Here is an 11,631-nt window from a genome sequence, read left to right as displayed (position 1 = left end):
AAAAGACCCTTTTGCATCATAAGTTCATTAAACATATATCACAATTTCGATATAATCTTGCGCAATAGACCAATCTTGTGTTAAAAAAACTTTAAAACCTAACACAGATATGAGACAATGGATGTCGAGTAATGAGACTAGTCAATTATAAAAGAGGTGAACGGCTCATGCAGCCCAAAAGTAATATCGTCCACCTTCCCGTCTATCAACCTGGAAAGCCGGTTGAAGATGTTAAGAGGGAGCTAGGGTTAAAAGAAGTCATCAAACTTGCATCTAATGAAAATCCGTTTGGCTGTTCTGAACAAGTTAAAGCAGCAGTCATTGAAGAATTAGGCAATTTTAATATTTATCCAGATGGTGCGAGCGTTGAACTAACGGCTGCACTTGCGGAAGAGCTTGGCGTAGATACGAACCAAATTATTTTTGGCACGGGCTCCAGTGAAATTATTCTTATGATTAATAGAGCGTTTATCGTTCCTGGCGACGAAACGATTATGGCGGACGAAACTTTTCCGCAATACAAGCATAATGCAGAAATTGAGAATGCAACGATCATAGAGGTTCCTCTAAAAGAAGGCAAGCATGATTTGCCTGCAATGCTGTCTAAAATTACTGAGCGAACTAAAATCATTTGGATTTGCAATCCGAATAATCCAACGGGTACCATTGTCACACTGTCTGAGCTTTCTGAGTTTTTGCAGCAGGTGCCTACGAACGTGCTTGTTGTCCTTGATGAAGCCTACGGGGAATATATCGATGATCCGCAGTTTCCAGACGGAATACAATTGCTGCGCGAACACCGCAATTTAATCGTGCTGAGAACTTTTTCGAAAATTTTTGGCCTAGCTGCATTGCGGATTGGTTATGGCGTTGGGCATCCTGATGTCATTCGTTATACGAATCAGGTACGTGAACCATTCAACACGTCGCGAGCGGCACAAGCTGCAGCGAAAGCAGCACTTGCTGACAAAGCATTTATTGAATATTGTCGTGACCAAAATAAACAAGGTCTTGCTTATTTGTCGGAGCAATTTGATCGCCTTGGCTTATCTTACTTCCCTGCATACGGCAACTTCGTAATGGTAGATGTGAAGCGTCCATCACCTGAAGTATTCGACGGATTGCTGCGCAGAGGAATTATTTCAAGACCGCGCTGGACTTACTACCCGAATCATATTCGGATTACAGTTGGTACAAGTGAGCAAAATGAAAAATTCATTACAGCATTAGAACAGGTTTTGCAGGAATCGGCGGTGCAAGGATAAAGTTATGACGACTGTAGCGATTTTTGGAGTAGGGCTGATCGGTGGTTCGATCGCCCTTTGTTTTAAAGGAAAACCCAATATTACAGTAATCGGACATTCAAACCGCCCCTCGCAGGTAGAGAAGTACATGCAGCGAGGTGTGGTTGATTTTGCAACGACTTCAATGCAAGAAGCGGCCGAGCAAGCAGATTTTATATTCGTTTGTGTACCGGTCGGCAACATTGAGGAGTATATCGAGAAGCTCAGTGCGTTTAAATTAAAACCCGGCTGTATCATTACAGATGCTGGGAGCACGAAGGCTTCTGTTATGGCATGTGCAAAATCACTTGATTTTGGACAAGCTACTTTTATTGGCGGGCATCCGATGGCTGGCTCTGAGCGTACAGGAGTTGAAGCGGCTTCATCGCATCTATACGAGAACGCCTTCTATGTGCTGACACCTGATGAGAATACGCCTGAGGCAGCAGTGAAGCGTCTAGTTGATCTACTCAGCCATACGAAAGCGAATATCGTAAAAGTTGATGCGAAAGAGCATGATGAGATAGCAGGCGCGATAAGCCATTTGCCGCATATCATTGCCGTATCGCTTGTGAATCAGGTTCGCGGATATAACGAAAATAATATGCTCTATGAATCGTTAGCAGCAGGAGGCTTCCGCGATATTACACGGATAGCATCAAGCGATTCGATTATTTGGCGTGATATATTAATTAATAATCGCAAGGTTTTGCTTGAGCTGCTGCGCGATTGGAGCAAGGAAACGGATAAATTTGTGTCTATGCTGGAGAGTTCAGATGGGGATGCGATTGCTGAAGCTTTTGAAACAGCAGGTCAATTCCGCAGCAAAATGCCTGAGCGCCGCAAAGGCATGATCCATTCTGCATTTGACTGTTATGTCGATATTCCAGATCATCCAGGTATTATCGGTAAGATCACAAGTGAGCTTGGGAACAGCCTTATCAACCTGAGCAACATTCATATTATTGAGAGCAGAGAAGACGTGCCAGGCGTTCTGAGACTTTCATTCCGGAGTCAAGAGTATCTGGATCAGGCTGTTATCGTACTTACTGCTAAAGGCTATGACGTACACCTTTAATCGGGTGTTCGTCATTTTTGATTAAAAAAAGCGTTTACAATTTATTTCGAACAAAATGAAAACGCTTATTGACAAAATGGAAGCGTATACATATAATAAAGGTACAGTATGGTTTCTCTCCACTCCTATCCAAATCCTATAGTGCTCATCATGAGTACGGACCACCCTTCGGGGTGGTTTTTTTTTGTTTATAAGGTGACCTATCTGACAATGTCTGCGGTATAAGGATATATCTAGTTGAACCATAATATGATTCTAGCTAATAGCTTGTCAATATTTAAAACTTAATGGATAAAGTCCATGATGTTATACTGAAAAAAGAGCATGCCAAAACCATCCATTGGAGGATGGGGAGGTTTTCCTAAGTTGGATATTTTTTTCTTCTTAGATCAATCGAAATGCTTCCTTATGGGTAAGAATACTTTCTGTCGAATAAATTCATTATTAACCGTTGGCTAGAATGATGTAGAAAGATAAAAACGTATGTAACACCAAAAAGTTACATTTTCAGGACGGGACTCTCCACTCCTATCTATACTTTTGCACTCTTCTTGAGTGCAGGCCACTCTTCCGGGTGGCTTTTTTTATTTCTATAATTGACTATAAAGCTTGAGCTCATTTCCGCTTCGTAATTGGTCTAGGATTATAGGAGCAATCTTTTGAATTCCGAATTTTTCGGTCATCAGCTGATGCTGTAATCTAACGTTGTCATAGATGGTTATCTGTGGAAAAAAAGTCCTATCGTATGGGGGAGGTGTGTGACTGGGATACGAAGATAATCCTTTGCCCAGCGCATTTGAAACGGTGGTCGAACAAGGTGTATTTAGCTTTGATATGAATGGGGAAATCCATGAGATTCATATGGATGAAGAAATTCCATACGATATTCTGGAAACGCACTAGCGTGATCAAAAGCTAAATGTGATCGATAATCCCTATGGCTCCTATAGGGCACATGAAAATGTAATTGCCCATACGCAGAAGAACCTCTCTGTTTAACCTGTAACGGCGGCAGCCCATGTAAAGACTTAGCTGTAGGTCTCTTTGACATGGACTTTCCTAAGTATGATATTCATATTCAATCCACCTCAAAAATGATAGAAGTCGCAAAACATTATGGCCGCGATGAAAATTGCGGAGAAAAACTAAAAGAACCTTGATTGTCTGACCAGCATCTATGAGACGATCAGGAAAGGCAACATCGTTTTTGGACGTTTGGAGCGTATCAAAGGAAAGCAGGGTGTAAGACATGTCTGATTACAATCGCAGAGTGCATTTTAAGCAGGTCCATGAGGCTCGCAAAGCTGCTTGGAGCGTCCGCTAATGCTTAGCGTATAAAACCTTCAAAATGTTGGATCTTCCCCTATCAGTTATAAAATAGGCTTGAAAATCAAGTCACAAAAAATGCACCCCTTAGCATTCATCAGTTAAGCCTGCTGGGCTTTTGCCACATGAATATTCTAAGGGGTGCACTAGGTTTCAAAAATGGTAATTACATGTTGAAGTTAATCATAAAACGATTTATAATCGCTGCAACTTCAGCACGCGTCACGATACCCTTCGGATCAAGTAGCCCTTTCCCTTTACCGTAAAGTAAATGGTTGTTAACGGACCACTTCATCGCATCAGTTGCCCAAGTAGAGATTTGGTTTGCATCTGTGAATGCGGATAAGGACTGACTAGCGTTAACATTAAATTTGTTAGCTTTTGCATAATTGAAGAACAACTGTGCAAGCTGTTCACGAGTGATTGCCTGATCTGGAGCAAAATGAGTACTATCAACCCCATTTACGATGTGATTTTGACTTGCCCAAGCTATTGCATCACTGTAATATGCATTCTTAATCACATCTTTGAAGTGAGTTGACCCTGCATTAGGCTTACCAGCTAAGCGGTGCATAACCGTAACCAGCATACCACGAGTCATGGTTCCGTCTGGGCTAAACGTATTTGCCGCGGTACCCGTGAACAGTTCACGTTTTACAACATAGTTGATGGATGAAGACGCCCAGTGGTTTGTAACATCATTAAACGTAACAGCAGGTTTAGTAGGCTCAGTTGGTATGATCTCAAAGGTCACAACAACCTGATCAGAAGATTTCAGACCAGTCAATACAGTGAGTGCTCCTTTAGATACTCCATTGATTGTTACATCTTTCACTTGATAGCCTTTATCTGGAGTTATTGTAACCGTTCCGTTTGAAGATGCCGCAACAGTTCCTCCGCTACCTGAAACGGAAGCATTCGGCTTATTAGATCCATTATCCGGCACGCTGATAATAGGGTATGCCTTCACAATAAAGGTATACTGTTTATCTTCACTTTTCTCACCGCGAGTTATCGTTGCAGTCAACGTGACAGTCATATCACCCATGCCAGCGGATGGACGTGTAACTACCGCATTATTGTTATCGATGCGAATGACATTCACATTACTGCTCTTCCATACAATTCCTGTTCCGTGCACGCCTTCAGCAGGAAGAGCAACATTACTAGTAATCGCACTTGTATTACCAAGTGTTGACGTTACATTAGCAATCGTATCGGTAATTGCCTGCTCGTCACTGAATGCCGCTACATTAACAAAGATCGGGTTGGAGTAAAACCACAAGCCTGTATAGCTACGGTCGTTAATATTATTGAAACGTTCTTCGTTCTCCTGCTCAGTTGGAGTATTTGAATAGTCATACGATTTATCTTTTAAAGGCTCGCCGTTAGTTGTGAAGCCTTCAACATCTGTACCCAGGTTCGTACCGCGCAAACGATAATAGCGGTTTTTATCTGCGGGCACTTTATAGGAGACCGTATAATAGCCCTCAGCATCTGGTTGTCCCCAATCTTCTTTCGTAAAACGTTTAATCACTTTCGTCGTTTTATTTGTTGTATTACTAGCATATTCACTTTTGTCTATTTTGCCAGTCACTTCTCCAGAGATTAGATCAACATGATCGACATTTACATTATTAGTAACAGTCGATTCATGCGCAGTAATTTGTTCATAGTTATTATGGTCTGGACTCTTGAAGCGAATCGATATTGTCGTAAGATCCCCTTCTGTTACTTGAAGATTCTCACCCATCTCAGCTTGGTTGCCATTTCCAGTTACTTTAAAGTCAAGATCATTGATGAGATCGCCATAAACAGAGTAGGATTTACCGGAACGCATACCATTTACAACATCCTTAAAGGTATTACCCTCGACCCAAGTATAGTTTCTTGAGTATTCACTAGGCCAGTAACCACTTGAATACTTTCGATTGCTGCTCACCTTAAAATGGAAGTCTGAATTCGTAAAATTCCAGAAATGGCGACCTTCACCAAGCATAGCATCCCACATGCCGCCGACTTTTGCGACCATAACGTCAGCTCCACCGTAGATGTCATCTAATTCGGCTCTGTTCTTACCGGCTGCCATCTGGTTACCCGGCATCCCTTCCATACTAAACACGATTTCAGGAGCAACATCATTCAGCTTGCGAAGGTCCTCGATCGTGACAACACCTGTCGAGTCGCCATTATGTCTAGAAGGATGATTAAACATCACATAGCTCTCTGGGTAATTCTTTTTCAGCCACTCAATGGCTTCGACAGTTTTACTTTTATCAGGCTTCAAATCATTCTTAGCAGGTCTTGGTCCCCACTTTGCAGCTTCATCTAAATTAAACCTAGCTGGAGCTGTATCGTAGCTGTACAGCCACTCGAATTCGTGAATACCCTCAATCGGCACTTCATTACTTTTAGAATCAATAATACCTACAGAACCATGATCCAAACCCATCATGTCCCACTCAAAACCAGAGTAAATCAATTTATCTTTATATTTTCCAGCATTTTTGAGCTGTGTAATCTTGTCCTGCTGATCTTTAATCGCTTCCCAACGAGCAGTTAATTTAGCCTTGCCTTCTGGGTCTCGCGGTGAATCGCGAAGATGATCCGATAGCATTACGAAATCAAAAGGATTTCCGTACTTCAGTGAAATACCTGCTGCGGAAGGAAAATCGTTAAGATTTTCTCGAAATGCTGCGTCGAGTATATTTTTCATTTCCACATATTGCTCCGATGCATCAGCCGATTGTACGGTATGCACGTGTAACTCCCCTGACATCCACTTTCCAGTAGTATTAGCGGAAGTAGTAATCTCTGCTGCAGATACCGTTGCCACACCCTGTGTGAGCACTAAAAAGGCAGCTGAGGTGAAAATTAAAGACTTAAACTTGCTGTTCATGTTATTGTAATCTCCTTATGTTGAAGTAAGTTATAGATTTCATTATAGAGGTACATTGTAAATTTACATGTTACAGAATTGCAGTGGTTTGTAAAAAAACTGCTGAGTAACACTAAAAATTGTTGAAAAAATAATATTTAAATAAATAATATTATCGCTTTGAGGAAGTTTTAATAAAATGAATGATGATTTAAACGCGGTAATTAAACTCACACACGGCAGTACATCCTTTTTGATGATGGGTGATGCTGAAACCAAGAGTGAGAATGACATAATTAAATCAAAAGAAAACATCAAATCCGATGTACTATTTTTAGAGCATCATGGTTCTAACTCATCCACAACTCAAACGTTTTTGAATGCTGTTAATCCTAAGTATGCAGTTATACAAGTAGGGAAAAACAGTTATGGTCATCCAACCAATGAGATTTTAAAACGAATCAATGATAAGAAGATCAAGATTTATCGAAATGATAAGCAAGGCACGATTGTTTTCACAACTGATGGTAAGAAAATAATAACATCTCAAGATGAATGGAAGATGGATTCAGCAACATCTAAACCAATAGCTACACAAACACCTAAATCAACACCGAAACCTTCAGAGAAACCGAAACAAGAATCTGTATCGTATGCAAACTGTGCGGCAGTCAGAGAAGCTGGAAAATCAACTTTACAAAAAGGTGACCCAGGTTACAGCTCTAAGCTTGATCGTGATGGAGATGGAGTCGCATGTGAATAATAAAAAAAGGAGTGGTTACAGGTGAAGGGATTTATTGATCGTTTTGAAGGTGATTGTGTTGTCATAGAAATTGGAGGACAAACAAGAGATTTTAATAAAAGCACAGTTTTTTCAAATGCTAAAGCTGGTGATGTAGTAATCCTGATGGACGGTTTATGGATTTTAGATATAAAGGCAACTAAACAAAGAGAAAATGAGATTAAAAAGTTAATGGAAGATGTTTGGGAGGATTAATAGTGTTAACTATTTAAATCTAAACAAAACAGTGATTAATTACAGGCTCAGATAGAAAGTACTAGAGGATGTTGTGTGTTTGTGATAGACATTTAAAGCTACAGGTTTAGAACAGGACTCTCCACTCCTATATATACTTTTGCACTCTGTTTGAGTGCAAGCCACCTTTCCAGGTGGCTTTTTTTATTGCTCATTAATTGACCTATCTGCTAAAGGCTATGATAAGGATCCATCTATTTGAACCATAATACCATAATACGAACGGGCAGGATAGCTGAGTCTTATCGCGAATATCATTAAGTTCGGATTTAGTTCTATAATAATTAAAGACTCGGGGGGAATTCTTAGTGAGTGTTTACGTTGGAATCGAGAAAATTGACCCGCTTGAAAGACGAAAACAGCATGAAATTACAAAAAAACTTTGGCAGACTCTTTGTGATAAGGGAGTAAGAAAAGGAGATAAAGGACGTATTAGGGCGTATTTAGTTTCTAATTTGTATGAACAAGCAAAAGGGTTGGAGGCACAATTTAAAACTGATTTTGAGTTAACCATAATCAAACAAGATGAGGGCTCAAAGTACATAATAGAACTAATAACTCCAGTTTGCAGAATGAGTAATGAAGTATTAGAAGAACTAGCTGATATATTGATGATTTCCGCAGTTGATACGAATACAAAGTTCGATGGTTTTGAATTAGATATTAATGAAATTAAGAAATTAAACAAACCTTGGTGGAGAATTTGGTGACAATTGAAAGTTCAGTCAGGACGAAAAAATTCATTATGCTCTTGCGCTAACGGGAAACGCCATTTCAATACAAGATACAGATTAAAACCTCTCCTTAGAAGCAAACTAGATTTAATAGCTTCTAAAGGGAGGTTTTATTTATGAACTTAAGTGAGTTATGAAGGTTGTATGAAGCTGATAAACGGATTCAAGGATTCAGTTCAAAAACACTAAAAGCATATTCGCTTCAGCACAAAATGTTGATGTTGGGGCTAGGCGACCTGAGTATAACGGATGTAACGTTAACCATGTTGAAGGAATACTTAGCAAAACAAGCAGAACGGTTGAAGCAAAGCTGAGAGAAAAGTGATTCTCCATAGAGGGAGGTTAAGTACATATGCCTCAACTGCAACGGAGAAGAACGCATTCCCCTTCAGATGGTACGGGACTTTGACCGTATGGACGGAGGCGATCCCCTTGTGCTCCCTCAATTCTCATGCGAGGATTGTGGAGGAGAGATGTACGCGGAGTATTACAAAGGAATTCACGGGTATGAGTACAACATTTACGATGTGCGCAGAACCTAAAGGACCGTCAGGGAGATCTACCCTGACGGTTTTTCTTAATTATCGGAAAGGTTAAAGCTTCGTCCTGTCTCCGATAAGGAGGACGTTAGCCGGTTCTTCTTCTGTTGACAAAAACAGTTGTTCTATATATAGTTGTTAAAACAACTAATTAAGAAGGAGGATGGTTATGACGGCAAATGAAAATGTGCTTGAACGATCGCTTGGTGCTTTGATGGGCATCACGTACCGCAAGATGACGAATGTCCTTCAGGCCCGCCTTAAGGATTATGAGATTACAACGGAGCAGTGGTCGGTGCTGTTCCAGGTCGATCAGACAGAGGGTTTGATCCAGAAGGAAATTGCTGAGTTGGCGGGTAAGGATAAGCCGACGACGACCCGGATTCTCGACCATTTGGAAGAAAAGGGGCTGATCTGCCGCAAGATGGCGGAGAACGACAGACGTTCCTTTCAAGTACACAGCACAGAGAAAGGCGCTTCGCTGATCATGGAGACCCTCCCGGTTGAAATGCAGGTAAACCAGGAAATCAAACAATGCATGACGGTTGAGGAGCATGAAATGATCATGAAGCTTCTTCTGCGGATTAATCATCATGTGAGCCAATTATCATAATGTCCGGAAGGAGCATAAAAATATGCAGTCCCAAGAAAGCAGTTCCAGGCTATGGACCAAACCGTTTCTGATTCTGACTCTTAGCACCCTGCTGTTGTTTTTGAATTTGCAGATGCTGCTTGCCGCTTTCCCGGCCTATGTGAAATCCGCTTTTCAGGCTGACGATATGACCGTAAGTCTAATAATTAGCGTGTTTGCCGGTTCAACAATTATTACCCGGTTATTAACCGCCCAACTTATGCGTAAAGTGCGTCGCAATGTAATTTTGTATGCGGGACTTGCTGCCGCATGTCTGTTCACCGTAATGTCTGTTGCCGCGGGTTCAGTCGGTATGCTGCTTGTCATGCGGGTTGGTTTTGGGATCGGGTTCGGAATGGCGAGTACGATTATTCCAACGCTGGTATCTCAAATTATTCCAGGCAAAAGGATGGGGGAAGGCATCGGTTATTTCGGCCTTTCAACCAGTCTGGCTATGTCTGTTGGACCGATTATCGGATTAAGCGTGATGAAGCATGCAGGATTCACGACACTTGCCATGCTTGGCACGGCAACCATCCTGCTTATTTTTCCCATTCTGCTGCTATCGCGGGCGATTCCGCCTGATACCAGCAAGAAAACAGCGCCAGCAGCAGGCTCCGCTTCCAAGCAATTATTCCATGCCAAATTATTAATCCCCGGACTGCTTAATGTAATTTTGGCTGTGACCTATGGCGGTCTGCTCAGCTTTATCGCCTTGTTCGGGGAATCTGTTCATTTGGAGCAGGTCGGCCTGTTCTTTTTGTTCAATGCGATTGCAGTGATCATTATCCGGCCCGTTTCAGGCAAAATATTCGATCGTTTCGGACATCCTGCTGTTCTCATCCCTGCCGCGATCAGCGTTGTGTCTGCGCTAATGGTTCTATCCTACACAACAACGATGCCGATGCTGATTTTGTCCGCCCTGTTATATGGACTCGGCTTTGGGTCCATTCAGCCCACGCTGCAGGCATGGATGCTTCGTTCCGGCACGCCGCAGCAGTACGGCATGGCCAACAGCATGTTCTATAATACGACTGATCTGGGTATAGCGGTCGGAGCCTTGATTTTGGGTGTAGTTTCATCCATGTCCGATTATGCTTTCATGTACCGGATCTCGGCCGGATTCATGGTCCTGTTTCTGATACTTTATATAGTCGTTCGGCTGTTATCAGCCGTCAGATACAAATTCAAGCAAAGCGCCGGGCAAACAACATAACTTCCTGCAGGGATGGTAAATCGCATATAATAGGTGATTTACCAGGGAAAGAAAAGGGGACAATTCATGAATACGCTAAAGCAGCCGCAGAAAATAATCGGACGCCATGTCGTCAGCATGCTGGAGACCGTGAATGTTCAGACTGGGGAGCGCATGGTATTATCCCATTTCGACGATCTGATTGAAGCGCCCAACTGGACCCGCGACGGCAAGACGCTCATTTATAACAGTTTGGGAAGAATATTTGCCTTTGATATCGTTTCTCGTACAAGCACTGTCGTCGAGTCGGGTTATGCCACACAGTGCAACAACGATCATGTTCTTTCACCTGATAATTCCCATCTTGCAGTTAGTCATCATACGCAGGAGGACGGCCATAGGAAAAGCAGATCAGACCAAAGAAGTTCCTGCTAAATACAGTGAATCAAACGAATTCAACCACGAACGCAATCAAGTAACTAAAGCGCAAAAACAAATGGCATCTCTAGAGACATTGGGAGTACTTGATCAAGCATAAAACGTCTCAAGGATAATGTGTAACAATACACTTTAGTACTTTCGACATCCATAACCGATGAAGGAGCTGCCGTGGCAGCTCCTTTTTCCTTTTACATCTTCACAAAATAAGAAATTTTGTACATCTGTACTGGCAGGCGTTAAGCTATTCCAGCTAATAGCTTGTCAATATTTAAAACTTAATGGATAAGCCTATGATGTTATACTGAAAAAAGAGCATGCCTTTTTGGTTGCGTGAGCTGCGCAGGCCGCATCGAACAGCTAGATATAAGGTTGTTCGAAGTCTTCTGGAACCGCGTTTGGTAATCCTATTTCGGGTTGCTGTAAACTTGCCGGAAGAGAAGACGCTAGGGTCGACACCGGCAAATACAACGAGCTTCTGGTGACCTCATAA

At 41.9% G+C, this 11,631-nt stretch carries 9 protein-coding genes and 1 pseudogene; 8 read left to right on the top strand and 2 right to left on the bottom strand.

The window, feature by feature from the left end:
* The first annotated feature begins 167 nt into the window (after positions 1-167).
* Both hisC and MHH56_RS19250 read left to right on the top strand, forming a co-directional pair.
* Positions 168-1,265, top strand: a complete 1,098-nt coding sequence (gene hisC / locus MHH56_RS19255; protein WP_339203255.1) for a histidinol-phosphate transaminase — start codon at positions 168-170, stop codon at positions 1,263-1,265.
* Between the two features lie 4 nt (positions 1,266-1,269).
* On the top strand, positions 1,270-2,361 hold the full coding sequence (locus tag MHH56_RS19250) for a prephenate dehydrogenase (protein WP_339203253.1): 1,092 nt from the start codon (positions 1,270-1,272) through the stop codon (positions 2,359-2,361).
* A gap of 1,492 nt (positions 2,362-3,853) precedes the next feature.
* On the opposite strand, the gene MHH56_RS19245 is transcribed toward MHH56_RS19250, so the two are convergent.
* Positions 3,854-6,586 carry an S-layer homology domain-containing protein gene (locus tag MHH56_RS19245; protein ID WP_339203252.1) on the bottom strand — a complete coding sequence of 911 codons (2,733 nt, stop codon included), beginning with the start codon at positions 6,584-6,586 and terminating at the stop codon, positions 3,854-3,856.
* A 178-nt stretch (positions 6,587-6,764) separates the two neighbouring features.
* Here MHH56_RS19245 and MHH56_RS19240 point away from each other — a divergent pair, with 178 nt between their 5' ends.
* From MHH56_RS19240 to MHH56_RS19215, 6 genes are all read left to right on the top strand, one after another.
* Positions 6,765-7,328, top strand: a complete 564-nt coding sequence (locus MHH56_RS19240) for an excalibur calcium-binding domain-containing protein (protein ID WP_339203250.1) — start codon at positions 6,765-6,767, stop codon at positions 7,326-7,328.
* Positions 7,329-7,349: 21 nt separating this feature from the next.
* Positions 7,350-7,562 (top strand): DUF3006 domain-containing protein, encoded by a 213-nt coding sequence (locus tag MHH56_RS19235; RefSeq protein WP_339203248.1) that lies wholly within the window; start codon positions 7,350-7,352, stop codon positions 7,560-7,562.
* Between the two features lie 347 nt (positions 7,563-7,909).
* A complete protein-coding gene (locus tag MHH56_RS19230; RefSeq protein WP_339203246.1) occupies positions 7,910-8,311 on the top strand; it encodes a hypothetical protein in 402 nt (133 codons plus the stop codon).
* A gap of 732 nt (positions 8,312-9,043) precedes the next feature.
* Complete coding sequence (locus MHH56_RS19225) at positions 9,044-9,487, top strand: MarR family transcriptional regulator (RefSeq protein ID WP_339203244.1); 444 nt, start codon at positions 9,044-9,046, stop codon at positions 9,485-9,487.
* Between the two features lie 22 nt (positions 9,488-9,509).
* A complete protein-coding gene (locus MHH56_RS19220; RefSeq protein ID WP_339203242.1) occupies positions 9,510-10,721 on the top strand; it encodes an MFS transporter in 1,212 nt (403 codons plus the stop codon).
* A gap of 66 nt (positions 10,722-10,787) precedes the next feature.
* Positions 10,788-11,135: a hypothetical protein gene (locus tag MHH56_RS19215; RefSeq protein WP_339203240.1), complete on the top strand. Its 348-nt coding sequence runs from the start codon at positions 10,788-10,790 to the stop codon at positions 11,133-11,135.
* Between the two features lie 325 nt (positions 11,136-11,460).
* Here the strand turns inward: MHH56_RS19215 and MHH56_RS19210 are convergent.
* Positions 11,461-11,616, bottom strand: a pseudogene (locus MHH56_RS19210) (transposase); the annotation flags it as partial.
* Between the last annotated feature and the right edge of the window lie 15 nt (positions 11,617-11,631).

This window comes from Paenibacillus sp. FSL K6-3182, from assembly GCF_037976325.1.
In the GTDB taxonomy this organism is placed as follows: Bacteria; Bacillota; Bacilli; order Paenibacillales; family Paenibacillaceae; genus Pristimantibacillus.
The sequence above is the reverse complement of the archived record's forward strand: the minus strand, read 5'-3'. Positions and strand labels throughout refer to the sequence as shown.

Excerpts from the sequence above, each read along its gene's own strand:
- hisC (WP_339203255.1), top strand. The coding sequence starts at position 168 with ATGCAGCCCAAAAGTAATATCGTCCACCTTCCCGTCTATCAACCTGGA.
- MHH56_RS19250 (WP_339203253.1), top strand. The coding sequence starts at position 1,270 with ATGACGACTGTAGCGATTTTTGGAGTAGGGCTGATCGGTGGTTCGATC.
- MHH56_RS19245 (WP_339203252.1), bottom strand. The coding sequence starts at position 6,586 with ATGAACAGCAAGTTTAAGTCTTTAATTTTCACCTCAGCTGCCTTTTTA.
- MHH56_RS19240 (WP_339203250.1), top strand. The coding sequence starts at position 6,765 with ATGAATGATGATTTAAACGCGGTAATTAAACTCACACACGGCAGTACA.
- MHH56_RS19225 (WP_339203244.1), top strand. The coding sequence starts at position 9,044 with ATGACGGCAAATGAAAATGTGCTTGAACGATCGCTTGGTGCTTTGATG.
- MHH56_RS19220 (WP_339203242.1), top strand. The coding sequence starts at position 9,510 with ATGCAGTCCCAAGAAAGCAGTTCCAGGCTATGGACCAAACCGTTTCTG.
- MHH56_RS19215 (WP_339203240.1), top strand. The coding sequence starts at position 10,788 with ATGAATACGCTAAAGCAGCCGCAGAAAATAATCGGACGCCATGTCGTC.